The following is a 14,482-nucleotide window of genomic DNA, read 5'->3' as shown; positions in this document are numbered from 1 at the left end:
CGGGCGGTGACCAGGGGATCACTGATACCCTGGTAGCCCGTGGAGCGGAGGGCCGGCCGGGCATGTGGCGGCGGCGCTCGCCGAGCGACCCACCTCGATCTGGGGCACCCCGCGACGCACCTCATCAGCGACCACGGGAGCCCTCTTGGCCATGCCATCCACGACGACAAAGCACATCTTCGTCACGGGAGGCGTCGCCTCCTCGCTCGGCAAGGGGCTCACCGCCTCCAGCCTCGGCGCGCTGCTGAAGGCGCGCGGGCTGCGGGTGACGATGCAGAAGCTGGATCCGTACCTGAACGTCGATCCGGGCACGATGAACCCGTTCCAGCACGGTGAGGTATTCGTCACCAACGACGGCGCGGAGACCGACCTCGACATCGGGCACTACGAGCGCTTCCTCGACGTCGACCTCGACGGCTCGGCGAACGTCACCACCGGCCAGGTCTACTCCAGCGTGATCGCCAAGGAGCGCCGCGGCGAGTACCTGGGCGACACGGTCCAGGTGATCCCGCACATCACGAACGAGATCAAGTCCCGCATCCGGCGCATGGCGTCCGACGACGTGGACGTGGTGATCACGGAAGTCGGCGGCACCGTGGGCGACATCGAGTCGCTGCCGTTCCTGGAGGCCGTCCGCCAGGTGCGGCACGAGGTCGGCCGGGACAACGTGTTCGTCGTGCACATCTCGCTGCTGCCGTACATCGGCCCGTCCGGCGAGCTGAAGACCAAGCCGACGCAGCACTCGGTCGCCGCGCTGCGCAGCATCGGCATCCAGCCCGACGCGATCGTCCTGCGTGCGGACCGCGAGGTGCCGGCGGCGATCAAGCGGAAGATCTCGCTCATGTGCGACGTCGACGAGGCCGCCGTCGTCGCCGCCATCGACGCCAAGTCGATCTACGACATCCCCAAGGTGCTGCACGCGGAGGGCCTCGACGCGTACGTCGTCCGCAAGCTGGACCTGCCGTTCCGGGACGTGGACTGGACCGAGTGGGACGATCTGCTGCGGCGCGTGCACGAGCCGGCACACGAGGTGACGATCGCGCTCGTCGGCAAGTACATCGACCTGCCCGACGCCTATCTGTCGGTCACGGAGGCGATCCGCGCCGGCGGCTTCGCCAACAACGCCCGCGCCAAGATCAAATGGGTCACGTCCGACGACTGCCGCACGCCGCAGGGCGCCCGCAAGCACCTCGCGGACGTGGACGGCATCGTCATCCCCGGCGGCTTCGGCGAGCGCGGCGTGGAGGGCAAGATCGGCGCGATCACGTACGCCCGCGAGAACCGCGTGCCGCTGCTCGGCATCTGTCTCGGCCTGCACTGCATCGTCATCGAGGCGGCGCGGAACCTCGCGGGCGTCTCGGGCGCCAACTCCACGGAGTTCGACCGGGCCGCGACCGACCCGGTGATCTCCACCATGGAGGAGCAGCTCGACATCGTCGCGGGCGAGGGCGACATGGGCGGCACGATGCGGCTCGGCCTCTACCCGGCGAAGCTGGCGGAGGGCTCGGTGGTGCGCGAGGCGTACGCGGACCAGCCCTATGTCGAGGAGCGCCACCGGCACCGCTACGAGGTCAACAACTCCTACCGCGGCGAGCTGGAGAAGAAGGCCGGCCTCGCCTTCTCCGGCACCTCCCCGGACAACAAGCTGGTGGAGTACGTGGAGTACCCGCGCGAGGTGCACCCGTACCTGGTCTCCACCCAGGCCCACCCCGAGCTGCGCTCGCGGCCGACGCGGCCGCATCCGCTGTTCGCCGGCCTGGTGAAAGCGGCCGTCGCACGACAGGAGGGCGCCGGACAGGAGGGCGCCGGACCGGAGGGTGTGCGCCAGCAGGGAGCGGGCCGGCCGCCGGCCGGCTCGCAGGGCGCACGCGCCGGTGCGCAGGAGCCGGTGGCCGCTGTGCGCGAGGGGGGCAAGTGATGCCCGAGCAGCTGAAGGACACGGCCGCCGAGTGGGAGGTCGTCGCCTCCGAGACGCCGTTCACCGGCGCCAAGACCGCCGTGCGCACCGACGACGTGGTCATGCCGGACGGCACCGTCGCCCGCCGCGACTACCAGGTCCACCCCGGCTCGGTCGCGGTCCTCGCCCTCGACGACGAGGACCGCGTGCTGGTGCTCAACCAGTACCGCCACCCCGTGCGGCACAAGCTCTGGGAGATCCCCGCCGGCCTCCTCGACGTACCCGGCGAGAACCCTCTGAGCGCCGCCCAGCGCGAGCTCTACGAGGAGGCGCACGTCAAGGCCGACGACTGGCGCGTGCTCGTCGACGTCTACACCACCCCCGGCGGCTGCGACGAGGCCGTGCGCGTCTTCCTCGCCCGCGGGGTCACCGACGCCGAGGGCGAGCGCTTCGCCGCCGAGGGCGAGGAGCTGGACCTCACGCTCGACCGCGTACCGGTGGCGGACGTGCTGCGCGGCGTGCTCGCCGGAGACCTGCACAACAACTGCCTGATGCTCGGCGTGCTGGCGCTCCAGGCCGCCCGCGCGGACGGCGGGCTCGACGCGCTGCGCCCGGCGAACGCCCCCTGGCCGGCCCGCCCGTTCACGCCCTGAGCGGGACGGGTGGGGGGCCGCCGCCGGGCGGTTGATCCGATGCGGTGATTTTCGTTCCGGCGTTCGGCCATGTGCCGTTACGTGACCCGCCCTTCACGCTGGGTCAATTACGCTCACCGGCGTGACGGAACAGGCCGCCTCCCACCGGTTCGTCGGCAGAACCCGCGAGCTCGACGCGCTGCGCGCCGACATCGCCCGCGCCGGTCTTGACACCCTCGCGGGCCGCCCGGCCCCCCGCAGCCGGGTGCTGCTCATCGCCGGGCGGCCGGGCTCCGGGCGCAGCGCGCTCGCCGCCGAGCTCGCCCGCGACGTCGCGGGCGACTACCCGGGCGGCGTCCACACCGCGCGGCTCTCCGGCCCCGGCGGCGAGGCGGTGCCGCTGGAGCGGGCCGTACGCGACCTGCTCGACGCCCTCGGGGTGCCGCCGGTCGCCGGCGCGGGCCCGGAGCGCCTCGCCGCCGATCTGCGCGCCGCGCTCGCCGAGCGCTCGGCGCTGCTCGTCCTCGACGACGTCACCGCCCCCGAGCAGCTGCTGGAGCTGGTCCCCGAGTCGCGCGACTGCCTCGTCGTGGCCGTCGCCCAGGGCCCGCTGAAGGGCGTCCCGGACGTACGGCCGTGCACCCTCGGCGGGCTGGAGCCCGCGGCGGCGCTGGCGCTGATCGCCTCGTACGCGGGGGAGACGCGGATCGCCTGCGACCCGGAGGCCACGCACGTGCTGGCCGAGCAGTGCGCCGGCCACCCCGCGGCGCTGGTGCTGGCCGGCGGCTGGCTCGCCGGGCACCCGCAGGCGTGCGTCGCGGACGCCGTACGGGAACTGCGCCGCAAGGGCGGCAGCACCGAGGGTTCCGCCGGGCGGCCGTCCGGCCCGAAGGCGCTGGCGCGGGCGTTCCGGCTCGTATACGAATCGCTGCCGCCGCCGGTCGTGCAGCTGCTGCGGCTGCTGCCGCTGGCGCCCGCCGGGCTCGTCGACGCCCACTCCGCCGCCGCGCTCGCCGGCTGCACCGTCGCGGCGGCCCGCGGCACGCTCGCGGACTGCGCCGGCCAGGGACTGCTGCGCCCGGCGCCGCAGCCGGAGGGGGCCGGTCCCACGCAGTACGAGGTGCCCGGCTGCCTGCAGCCGCTGCTGCGCGAGGCGCTGGAGTCCGGCGTGGGCGCGGAGGAGGCGCTGCTCGCCCGGGCCCGGATGCTGGAGCGGTACGTACGCCTGCTGCAGTCCTGCCGGGCCGTCACCGAGCCCCCCGGCTCGGCGGTGCACGCCCGGCTCGCGGGGCTGCCGCGGGCGCTGCGCTTCCCGTCGCCGGAGGCCGCCGCGGCGTGGCTGCGCAGCCGGCTGCCGTCGCTGCTGGCGGCGGCCCGGGCGGCGGTCGCCGACGGGGAGCTGGACACGCTGGCGCGGCGGCTGGTCGCCGCGCTGTCGCGGGCGCTGGCGGCGCACCGGGGCGAGGCGGAGGCCGCGCCCGAGCAGTACCGGCTGCACGAGCTGGTGCTGGGCGTCGCCGAGCGGCGCGGGCTGGTGTGGGAGAAGGCGGCGGCGCTGCTCAACCTCGGCGATCTGGACCTGCGCGCGGAGCGGCCCGCCGAGGCGCTGGGGCGGTACCGGGGGGCGCTGGCGGCGGCGCGCGAGGCGCGGGATCCGCAGCCGGTGGGGCGGGCGCTGGAGTCGGTCGGGGCGGCGTACCAGGAGCTACGGGACTGGGGCCGGGCGGCGGACTGGTTCGGACGGGCGCTGGCGCTGCGGCAGACGCGCGGCGAGCTGGCCGACGAGGCCCGGCTGCGGGCGCGGCTGGGCGCGGTGCACACGTACGCCGGGGCCTGGGGCTGGGCGCTGCGGGAGTGGCGCGGGTCGGCGGCGGCCCACCGCCGGCTCGGGGACGTCGGCGGGCAGGCGCGGGCGCTGGGCGAGGTGGCGCGGGTGCAGATGTACGCGGGGTATCCGCGGGAGGCGGTGAGGACGTGTACCCGCGCGATGGAGGCGGCGCGGGTCTCGGGCGACACCGCGCTGCGGGCGGCGGTGCAGCTCAGGCTGGCGGACCTCGTGGACGGCGCCGGCGACCCGGAGGCGGCGGAGCTGTACCGGGGGGCGGCGGGGCGGCTGGCCGAGCGGGTCCCGGAGCCGGCCGAGGGGCCGGTCGTCGTCCCCGTGGCGGAGCCCGTAGCGGAAGCCGCCGCGGAGCCCGTAGCGGAACCTGGGACGGAGCCGGAGCCGGAGCCGGAGCCGGTCGCGGAGCCGGCGCCCGGGACCGTATCGGCGCACGAGCGCGCGGGCGACGAAGCCGGCGCCGGGGAGCGCGCCCCCGGGCCCGCCCCGGAAGCCGTACCGGACGCGGAAGCGACGTCCGCCGGCGAGCCGGCAGGGGAGCCGGCCGCCGAGCCCGTCGAGGTCGCCGCGGAGACCGTCTCCGAGGAGGGCCGGGAGGTCGTGCCCGAGGAGAGCCCGAAGGCGGGCCCGGCACCCCGCCCCGCCCCCGCCGACCTGTGAATCCATCGACACGTCGCAGAAATCTGCCAGTTTCAAAGGCTGGACTAAGATGATGCCTTCATTTGAGAATGGCCAAGCCGCGGCGGACACCCCGACCGGGGCCTGACGAGATCCCCTCACCCAAGGACCGTGATCCATCGTGAAGGTCGGAATCCCACGCGAGATCAAGAACAACGAGTTCCGGGTGGCCATCACACCTGCCGGAGTGCACGAGCTGGTCCGCCACCGCCACGAAGTCGTCGTGGAGCGGGGCGCCGGCCTCGGCTCCTCCATCTCCGACGAGGAGTACGTCGCGGCCGGGGCGGAGATCCTGCCCACCGCCGACGACGTGTGGGCCGCGGCCGACCTGGTGCTGAAGGTCAAGGAGCCGATCGCGGAGGAGTATCACCGGCTCCGCAAGGACCAGGTGCTCTTCACCTACCTCCACCTCGCCGCCTCCCGCCCGTGCACCGACGCGCTGCTGGAGTCCGGCACCACCGCCATCGCGTACGAGACCGTGGAGACCGCCGACCGGCAACTGCCGCTGCTCGCCCCGATGTCGGAGGTCGCCGGCCGGCTCGCCCCGCAGGTCGGCGCGTACCACCTGATGCGCTCGCAGGGCGGTCGCGGCGTGCTGCCGGGCGGCGTGCCCGGCGTGGCGCCGGGGCAGGCGGTCGTGATCGGCGGCGGCGTCTCCGGCTGGAACGCCACGCAGATCGCCGTCGGCATGGGCTTCCACGTCACGCTGCTCGACACCGACGTGCGCAAGCTGCGCGAGGCCGACCGGGTCTTCGGCACGCAGGTACGCACCCTGGCCTCCAGCGCCTACGCCCTCGGGCAGGCCGTCCTGGACGCCGACCTGGTGATCGGCGCGGTGCTCATCCCGGGCGCGAAGGCGCCGAAGCTCGTCGACAACGAACTGGTGTCGCGGATGAAGCCGGGAAGTGTTCTTGTCGACATCGCGATCGACCAGGGCGGCTGCTTCGCCGACTCGCGCCCGACCACGCACGCGGAACCGACCTTCCGGGTGCACGACTCGGTCTTCTACTGCGTTGCCAACATGCCCGGCGCGGTGCCCAACACGTCCACGTACGCGCTCACCAACGCGACCCTGCCGTACATCGTCAAGCTCGCGAACCACGGCTGGCGGGCGGCGCTGCGCGGCGATCCGGCCCTGGCCCTCGGCCTCAACACGCACGAGGGGCAGGTCGTTTACGGTCCCGTGGCGGACGCGCACGGTCTTCCGGCGGCCGAACTCGCGCGCGTACTCGGCTGATTTCGCGCAGGTGCGCGGCACATCGACCACATTGGCCACGTGTCAACTCCGCGTCACCGGCGGAACCTTGTCACCAGGGGTTCGGCCGTGCGCCACGCCGGCGCGGGGCGCGCCCGAAGTGGTGTTCCACACCCGACACATCGTGCTCTGTCTGCGGGATTGTGTTGCTGAGGGACCCCGACACGCCATAGAGTCGCCAATCGTCGGCATGGTGCCACGCTGACCAATCGAGAAGTGCCCTGGTCACCAAGGAGACAAGGTGACTCGGTCTGGAGACAGAATTCGGGTCACCGAGGAGGTAGGACGACTTGTGAATGAGTCGACATTTGCTCCCGGGGGTGGTCGTCCAGGCACGCCTGCGCGGGGCCACGTCCCCCCGGGGGTGGAGGCGCCTGTCGGCTCCGTCGCCGTCCACACCTTCTCGGCCGCACACCAGGGCGGAAACGCATACCAGAGCATGGACGGTCATCACGTGAACGCCATGACCGGCAGCCAGAGCGGCGGCGAGGACACGACCCGTATCGCCGCATCGGCCACCTCTGACTTCGAGGACCTGTCAGAAAGCCACTTCTACGATCCGGACGCGGACTACGAGCCGGATCCCGAGTACGCCGCGACGCTCGCCCCGGACGCCGCCCGGCAGCGCCGGGAGCGCATCGGCCCCACGGGCCGACCGCTGCCGTACTTCCCCATCCCGGGCCCGGTCACCGACCACGGCCCGGCGAAGGTCATCGCCATGTGCAACCAGAAGGGCGGCGTCGGCAAGACCACGTCCGCCATCAACCTGGGTGCGGCGCTGGCCGAGTACGGCCGCCGCGTGCTGCTCGTGGACTTCGACCCGCAGGGCGCGCTCTCCGTCGGCCTCGGCGTCAACCCGATGGAGCTGGACCTCACGGTCTACAACCTGCTCATGGAGCGGGGGATGTCGGCCGACGAGGTGCTGCTCAAGACGGCCGTGCCCAACATGGACCTGCTCCCCAGCAACATCGACCTCTCCGCCGCCGAGGTGCAGTTGGTCAGCGAGGTGGCGCGGGAGCAGACGCTGCAGCGCGCCCTGAAGCCGCTGCTGCCCGAGTACGACTACGTCGTCATCGACTGCCAGCCGTCGCTGGGTCTGCTCACGGTCAACGCGCTGACCGCGGCGCACAAGGTGATCGTGCCGCTGGAGTGCGAGTTCTTCGCGCTGCGCGGGGTCGCGCTGCTCACCGAGACGATCGAGAAGGTCCAGGAGCGGCTCAACCCCGACCTGGAGCTGGACGGCATCCTCGCCACGATGTACGACTCGCGGACTGTGCACAGCCGCGAGGTACTGGCGCGCGTCGTCGAGGCGTTCGACGACCACGTCTACCACACCGTCATCGGGCGCACCGTCCGCTTCCCCGAGACCACCGTGGCGGGCGAGCCCATCACCTCGTACGCGTCGAACTCCGTGGGCGCGGCAGCCTACCGCCAGCTCGCCAGGGAGGTGCTCGCCCGGTGCCACGCCGAGTGAGCCTGCCCGGGGCCGACGAGCTTTTCCGCACCACCGGGGGGACCGCGCTCCAGTCGTCCACGCCGCAGTCGGACCGGCAGCGGGCCAACGGCGAGACGCCCGGCGGCACGCCGCGCGTTCCGGCGCCGAGCCGGGAGGGCGACTCGGAGGCCGTGGCGGCCGGTTCCGAGGGAGAGTCCGGCGCGGACGCCGAGGAGGCGGGCGCGGAGGAATCCGGCGGCTCGGGCGGCGATACGGGCGCCCGCGCGCGGGGCGTACCCACGGGCCCCGGCGGCAAGGCCGGCCCGGCGGCTCCGGCGGGCGGCAAGCGCACGCCGGGCGGGCCCGCCCGGCGGGACCCGGAGGCGACGGAGCACGGCGGCCGGGACGCGGGCGCGGACGCCGGCCCCGGCGGGCGGACGCGGCAGGATGAGCGCGAGCCGGCGGCCCAGGCGCGTACGAAGTCCGCGCGGCAGGGCGGCGGTTCGGCCGAGGCCGCCCAGCCCCGGCGCGGCCGGGGCCGGGGCCGCGGCGCGGCGCGGCGGCCCAGCGGCCGGGAGCGGCACGACGAGAAGATCACGGTCTACGTCTCCGCCGAGGAGCTGATGGACCTGGAGCACGCCCGGCTGGTGCTCCGCGGCGACCACGGTCTGGCGGTGGACCGCGGCCGTATCGTCCGCGAGGCCGTCGCGGTGGTGCTGGCGGACTTGGAGTCGCGCGGCGACGCGAGCATCCTCGTACGCCGCCTGCGCGGACGCTGACGCCCCGCCGCCCGTACGTCCGGGCCGCGCAGGCGCGTGGCCCCCGTACCGGATGACCGCGGCGCCACCCCACCGGACGGCAACCGGTCACGAACCGCTCCGGGCGATACGCTGCGAGCGATGGACGACAGGCACGACGACCCGCAGCGCCCCGCGCGTACCGCCCGGCGCTCCCTCGGCCGCGGCCCCGGGGTCGCCGCGACGCCCACCAAGCCCACTCCGCCACCCGCCGACCCGGATCCGGTGCGGGAGCCGTACCCCGAGCCGATGCCCCTGCCGCAGCCGGATCCGTCGCCCGTCCCCGGTACGCCGGAGCCGCCCCCGCTGCCCATCCCCGGCCCCGCCCCGCACCCCGACGAGCCGAGCCCCGAGCCGGCGCCCGGGCCCGGCCCGGGGGAGCCCGACCCCGAGCCGGAGACCGAGCCCGCACCGGCCGGCCCGGGCGGCGCGGAGCCCGGCGAGGAACCCGGCCCGGCAGACGAACCCACACCTGGCGCCGAACCCGGGCCCGGCCACGAGCCTGAGCCCGGCCACGAACCCGAGCCCGGTCCCAGCCGAGAGACCGGCCGCGAGCCCGCCTCGGAGACCAGCGCGGCCGAGGACCCCGACGACGGCGCCTTCCGGGTCCGGCTCGCCAACTTCGAGGGGCCCTTCGACCTCCTCCTCCAGCTCATCTCCAAACACAAGCTGGACGTCACCGAGGTCTCCCTGCACCGCGTCACCGACGACTTCATGGCCCACATCCGCGCCATGGGCCCCGACTGGGACCTCGACCAGACCACCGAGTTCCTCGTCGTCGCCGCCACCCTCCTCGACCTCAAGGCCGCCCGCCTGCTGCCCGCCGCCGAGGTCGAGGACGAGGAGGACCTCGCGCTGCTGGAGGCCCGCGACCTGCTGTTCGCACGGCTGCTGCAGTACCGCGCGTACAAAGAGATAGCTGGCATCTTTCAGCGCCGGCTGGAGGACGAGTCGCTGCGCCACCCCCGTACCGTCGGGCTGGAGCCGCACCACGCGGAGCTGCTGCCCGAGGTGGTCATCAGCATCGGCCCCGAGGGCTTCGCCCGGCTCGCGGTCAAGGCGATGCAGCCCAGGCCCGTGCCCCAGGTCTACGTCGAACACATCCACGCCCCGCTCGTCAGCGTCCAGGAGCAGGCGCAGGTCGTGGTCGCCCGGCTGCGCGAACACGGCTCGGTCAGCTTCCAGGAGCTGATCTCCGACGCCCCCGACCCGCTGACCGTCGTGGCCCGGTTCCTGGCGCTGCTGGAGCTGTACCGGGAGCGGGCCGTGGCGCTGGACCAGGAGGGCGCGCTGGAGCCGCTGACGGTGCGGTGGACGGGGCGGGAGGACGCGGTGCCGGTGGTGACCGACGAGTTCGACACGGCGCCGGGCGACGCGGACGACGGCGCCGGCGGCGATCAGGGCAAAAACGGTCAGGGCAAAGGCGCAGACGCAGACGCAGGCAAAGGGGACGACGAGCGATGAGCGACGCGGTGGCGGACGTGCCGGAGGCGGCGGGCACGGCGGATGCGGAACGGCAGCAGGAACGGCCGCCGGAGCAGCAGCCCGCGGAACAGCCTGAGGAACAGCCCGAGGAGCAGCCGGTGGCGGACCCCGCCGCGGAACTTCCGCTGCGCCCGGCCCTCGAAGCCGTCCTCATGGTCGTCGACGAGCCCGTCACCGCCGAGCACCTGGCCAAGGTCCTCCACCGCCGCCCCCGCGAGATCGCCGACGCCCTGCGCGAGCTGTCCGACGAGTACACCGTGCAGGGCCGCGGCTTCGACCTGCGCCACGTCGCCGGCGGCTGGCGCTTCTACACCCGCGCCGCCTACGCCCCCGCCGTCGAGGGCTTCGTACTCGACGGCCAGCAGTCCCGGCTCACCCAGGCCGCGCTGGAGACCCTCGCGGTCGTCGCGTACCGCCAGCCGGTCTCCCGTTCCCGCGTCTCCGCGGTCCGCGGCGTCAACTGCGACGGCGTCATGCGCACGCTGCTGCAGCGCGGACTCATCGAGGAGGCGGGCACGGATGACGGAACAGGTGCGATCCTGTACAGGACGACGAACTACTTCCTGGAGCGGATGGGCCTGCGCGGTCTGGACGAGCTCCCCGAGCTGGCCCCGTTCCTCCCGGACGCGGACGCGGTGGAGGGCGAGTCCCAGGAGGGCGTCCCGTCGTTCGACGTGGATGACGAAACCTGACCCAACAAACGGACTGACGGTAGCTCGATGCGAAGCAGCGGCGGCAGGAACAGCAGGAAGCCCACGGGCTCCGACTCCCGGGGGGCGGGTGGCAAGCGCGACGCGCAACAGCGCCGGCAGGGCCGCCCCCGCCCCGAGGAACGGCGGTACGAGAAGTCCGGTGCCCCCCAGGGCGAGCGCCCGGGCGGCCCGGGGAAGGGGGGCCGGGGGCGCGGCGGCGCGCCGAGCCGGCCCGCGCGCTCCCGCGAGTACGACGCGCAGCTGGAGGAGCGGGCCCGGGCCCGGCACGCGGGGCCGCAGCGCAAGCTGCCGAAGACGTTCGGCGAGCCCGAGGGCGAGCGGCTGCAGAAGGTGCTGGCGCGGGCCGGCATGGGGTCGCGGCGCGCCTGCGAGGAGCTGATCGACCAGGCGCGGGTCGAGGTCAACGGGCGCATCGTCACCGAGCAGGGGCTGCGCGTCGACCCGCAGAATGACGAGATCAGGGTCGACGGGCTGACCGTGGCCACCCAGTCGTACCTCTTCTTCGCCCTCAACAAGCCCGTCGGCGTCGTCTCCTCGATGGACGACCCGGAGGGCCGGCAGAACCTCGGCGACTACGTGGACAACCGCGAGACCCGGCTCTTCCACGTCGGCCGCCTGGACACCGAGACCGAGGGCATCATCCTCCTCACCAACCACGGCGAGCTGGCCCACCGCCTCACCCACCCCCGCTACGGCGTGAAGAAGACCTACCTCGCCGCGATCCAGGGCCCGCTCCCGCGCGACCTGGGCAAGCGGCTGAAGAGCGGCATCCGGCTGGACGACGGCTACGCCAAGGCGGACGACTTCCGGGTGGTGGAGAACACCGGCAAGAACTACCTCGTCGAGGTGGTGCTGCATGAGGGCCGCAAGCACATCGTGCGGCGGATGCTCGCCGAGGCGGGCTTCCCCGTCGACAAACTGGTACGCGTCCGGTTCGGCCCGATCGCGCTGGGCGACCAGAAGTCCGGCTGGCTGCGCCGGCTCACCAACACCGAGGTCGGGATGCTGATGAAGGAGGTCGGGCTCTGACGCGCCGGCCCACCCGGCCCACCCGGCTCACCCGGCCCGTACGCCCCGGAAGCCCGCCCCGTCCGGCGGCCTCCCCGCGCCCCGCGGGGCGGCTGCCGCGTATCCTTGCGCCGTGCGTACCGCCCTCGTCCTCGGCACCGGCCTCATCGGCACCTCCGCCGCCCTGGCGCTGACCCGCAGAGGCGTCACGGTCTATCTGCAGGACGAGGACGCCGACCAGGCCCGTACCGCCGCCGCCCTCGGGGCCGGCAGCGACGAGCCGCCGCCGGCCCCCGTGGACCTGGCCGTCGTCGCCGTGCCGCCCGCGCTCACCGGCCGCACCCTCGCCGACGCCCAGCGCCGCGGCCTGGCCGGCGGCTACCTCGACGTCGCCAGCGTCAAGGGCGGCCCCCGCCGCACCCTGGAGGAACTCGGTGGCGACCTCACCCGCTACATCGGCAGCCACCCGATGGCCGGCAGCGAGCGCTCCGGCCCGCTGGCCGCCTCCGCGGAGCTGTTCGAGGGCCGCCCCTGGGTGCTGAGCCCGGGCGGGACCACCGATACCGAGGTCCTGAACCTCGCGCTGGAGCTGGTCGCGCTCTGCCGCGCCGTGCCCGTCGTGATGGACGCCGACGCCCACGACCGCGCCGTCGCCCTCGTCTCGCACACCCCGCAGCTGGTCTCCAGCATGGTCGCCGCCCGGCTGGAGGACGCCGAGGAGGCCGCGGTCCGGCTCTGCGGGCAGGGCATCCGGGACGTCACCCGCATCGCCGCCTCGGACCCGGCGATGTGGATCGACATCCTCTCCGCCAACCCCGGCCCGGTCGCCGAGGTGCTGTCCGAGGTAGCCGCCGACCTCGACGAGACGGTACGCGCGCTGCGCGCGCTGCAGGCCGCCGACGACGACAAGCGGCGCACCGGCGCGGCCGGCATCGAGGACGTGCTGCGCCGCGGCGGCGCCGGCCGCGAGCGGGTGCCGGGCAAGCACGGCGCCGCCCCCGCGGACTACGAGACCGTCACCGTGCTCATCGGCGACCGGCCGGGCGAGCTGGCCCGCATCTTCGCCGACGCCGGGGCGGCCGGGGTCAACATCGAGGACGTACGCATCGAGCACGCCACCGGCCAGCAGGCCGGGCGGGTGCAGCTGATGGTCGAGCCGCCGGCCGCGCACGCGCTCACGGCCGCGCTGCGGGAGCGCGGGTGGCCGCTGAGGCAGTGACCGAGGCCCGCGCAGGTACCAGTACCCTGGTCCCGCACAAGTCGACCCGGTTAACCCGGACGTATACCTGAGGAAGGGTGTCGTACGCCCCGTGGACAGCGCTGCCAGGGCCCAGCGGGCCCCCGTGATCGTCGCCATCGACGGCCCCGCCGGCACCGGCAAGTCGAGCACGTCCAGGGCCGTCGCCGCCCGGCTCGGCCTGCGTTACCTCGACACCGGCGCGCAGTACCGGGCCGCCGCCTGGTGGATGCTGGGCAACGGCGTGGACGTGCGCGACGCCGCCGCGGTCGCCGCCGCCGCGGAGAAGCCGCAGATCGTCTCCGGCACCGACCCGGCGGCGCCCGCGATCACCGTGGACGGCGTGGACGCCGCGGGCCCGATCCGCACCCAGGAGGTCACCGCCGCGGTCAGCGCCGTCAGCGCGGTGCCGGAGGTACGGGCGCGGGTGACCGCGCTGCAGCGGTCGATCGCGGCCGAGTCCGCGAAGAGCGGCGGGATCGTGGTCGAGGGCCGGGACATCGGCACGACGGTGCTGCCGGACGCGGACGTGAAGATCTTCCTCACCGCCTCGGAAGCGGTACGGGCCGCACGGCGCAGCGGCGAGCTGAAGGGCAAGGACGCCCGCGACCTGGCCGCCACGCAGGCGTCGCTCGCCCGGCGCGACGCCGCCGACTCCGGCCGCAAGGTCTCGCCGCTCGCCAAGGCCGCGGACGCCATCGAGGTGGACACGACGGAGCTGACCCTGGAGCAGGTCATCCAGTGCGTCGTGACCCTCGTCGAAGAGAAGCAGCAGGGTCGGTGACCGAACCGGCCGGCGCGGTGCCGGAGACACGGGGTGCGCTCGTCGGGCGGCGGATGTCCGCGCCCGTGATGCACGGCTACTTCAGGCCGCGGATACTCGGCGCCTGGCGGGTGCCCGCCAGCGGGCCCGTGATCCTGGCCGGTAACCACTCCCACAACGTCGACGGCCCGCTGCTCATGGGCACCTCGCCGCGGCCGGTGCACTTCCTGATCAAGCAGGAGGCGTTCGTCGGGATCGTCGGCTGGTACCTGCGCACCATCGGCCAGGTGGCCATCGACCGCACCACGGTCGACCGGGCGGCGATCACCCGCGCGCTGGGCGTGCTGGACGCCGGCGGGGTACTCGGGATCTTTCCGGAGGGCAGCAGGGGAGAGGGCGACTTCTCCTCAATCCGCGCCGGTCTCGCGTACTTCGCGGTGCGCTCCGGCGCCCCGGTGGTGCCGGTCGCGGTGCTGGGCACGGCGGAGCGGAGCAGCCGCGTCGTCAAGGCGCTGCCGCCGGTGCGCTCCCGGGTGGACGTCGTCTTCGGCGAGCCCTTCCAGGCCGGGTCGCCGGACGGCCGGCGTACCCGCAAGGCGATGGACGAGGCGACGCTGCGCATCCAGGACCGGCTCACCGCGCACCTGGCCGCCGCCAGGCGCGAAACCGGCCGCTTGGGCCCGTAGGCCAGACTTGAGGTTGCGGGCCCGGCCGACCGGGCGGTGAGCAGCCAAGAACGCAA

General features: G+C 74.3%; 12 protein-coding genes. All 12 read left to right on the top strand.

The features are described from left to right. The first annotated feature begins 151 nt into the window (after positions 1–151). Positions 152–1,918, top strand: a complete 1,767-nt coding sequence (gene pyrG, locus T328_RS31610; protein WP_496499660.1) for a CTP synthase — start codon at positions 152–154, stop codon at positions 1,916–1,918. Further along, positions 1,918–2,550: an NUDIX domain-containing protein gene (locus T328_RS31605; RefSeq protein WP_496499659.1), complete on the top strand. Its 633-nt coding sequence runs from the start codon at positions 1,918–1,920 to the stop codon at positions 2,548–2,550. Before pyrG ends, T328_RS31605 begins: the two co-directional genes overlap by 1 nt. Before the next feature lie 121 nt (positions 2,551–2,671). Further along, on the top strand, positions 2,672–5,029 hold the full coding sequence (locus T328_RS31600; protein WP_496499658.1) for a tetratricopeptide repeat protein: 2,358 nt from the start codon (positions 2,672–2,674) through the stop codon (positions 5,027–5,029). Between the two features lie 139 nt (positions 5,030–5,168). Then, complete coding sequence (ald, locus tag T328_RS31595) at positions 5,169–6,284, top strand: alanine dehydrogenase (RefSeq protein ID WP_496499657.1); 1,116 nt, start codon at positions 5,169–5,171, stop codon at positions 6,282–6,284. 310 nt (positions 6,285–6,594) lie between these two features. Then, positions 6,595–7,776, top strand: coding sequence for a ParA family protein (locus T328_RS31590; protein ID WP_496499656.1), 1,182 nt, complete (start codon positions 6,595–6,597; stop codon positions 7,774–7,776). Beyond that, positions 7,773–8,516, top strand: coding sequence for a hypothetical protein (locus T328_RS31585; protein WP_496499679.1), 744 nt, complete (start codon positions 7,773–7,775; stop codon positions 8,514–8,516). Before T328_RS31590 ends, T328_RS31585 begins: the two co-directional genes overlap by 4 nt. A 120-nt stretch (positions 8,517–8,636) precedes the next feature. Further along, complete coding sequence (locus T328_RS31580; protein ID WP_496499655.1) at positions 8,637–9,998, top strand: segregation and condensation protein A; 1,362 nt, start codon at positions 8,637–8,639, stop codon at positions 9,996–9,998. Beyond that, a complete protein-coding gene (scpB, locus tag T328_RS31575) occupies positions 9,995–10,711 on the top strand; it encodes an SMC-Scp complex subunit ScpB (protein ID WP_496499654.1) in 717 nt (238 codons plus the stop codon). Before T328_RS31580 ends, scpB begins: the two co-directional genes overlap by 4 nt. 27 nt (positions 10,712–10,738) lie before the next feature. Then, the gene (locus T328_RS31570) at positions 10,739–11,761 is read left to right on the top strand and encodes a pseudouridine synthase (protein WP_496499653.1); all 1,023 of its coding nucleotides are present in this window, start codon (positions 10,739–10,741) and stop codon (positions 11,759–11,761) included. Positions 11,762–11,873: 112 nt separating this feature from the next. Continuing rightward, a complete protein-coding gene (locus tag T328_RS31565; protein WP_496499652.1) occupies positions 11,874–12,959 on the top strand; it encodes a prephenate dehydrogenase in 1,086 nt (361 codons plus the stop codon). 91 nt (positions 12,960–13,050) lie between these two features. Next, the gene (cmk, locus tag T328_RS31560) at positions 13,051–13,761 is read left to right on the top strand and encodes a (d)CMP kinase (protein WP_496499651.1); all 711 of its coding nucleotides are present in this window, start codon (positions 13,051–13,053) and stop codon (positions 13,759–13,761) included. A 53-nt stretch (positions 13,762–13,814) separates the two neighbouring features. Beyond that, complete coding sequence (locus tag T328_RS31555) at positions 13,815–14,426, top strand: lysophospholipid acyltransferase family protein (protein ID WP_496499678.1); 612 nt, start codon at positions 13,815–13,817, stop codon at positions 14,424–14,426. Positions 14,427–14,482 lie beyond the last annotated feature (56 nt).

The sequence above is a fragment of the Streptomyces sp. CNX435 genome (assembly GCF_059570575.1).
This window is presented reverse-complemented; position numbering and strand designations above follow the sequence as displayed.

What these genes read in the sequence shown, in the direction of transcription:
- pyrG (WP_496499660.1), top strand. Translation starts at nt 152, where the DNA reads ATGCCATCCACGACGACAAAGCACATCTTCGTCACGGGAGGCGTCGCC.
- T328_RS31605 (WP_496499659.1), top strand. Translation starts at nt 1,918, where the DNA reads ATGCCCGAGCAGCTGAAGGACACGGCCGCCGAGTGGGAGGTCGTCGCC.
- T328_RS31580 (WP_496499655.1), top strand. Translation starts at nt 8,637, where the DNA reads ATGGACGACAGGCACGACGACCCGCAGCGCCCCGCGCGTACCGCCCGG.
- scpB (WP_496499654.1), top strand. Translation starts at nt 9,995, where the DNA reads ATGAGCGACGCGGTGGCGGACGTGCCGGAGGCGGCGGGCACGGCGGAT.
- T328_RS31570 (WP_496499653.1), top strand. Translation starts at nt 10,739, where the DNA reads ATGCGAAGCAGCGGCGGCAGGAACAGCAGGAAGCCCACGGGCTCCGAC.
- T328_RS31555 (WP_496499678.1), top strand. Translation starts at nt 13,815, where the DNA reads ATGTCCGCGCCCGTGATGCACGGCTACTTCAGGCCGCGGATACTCGGC.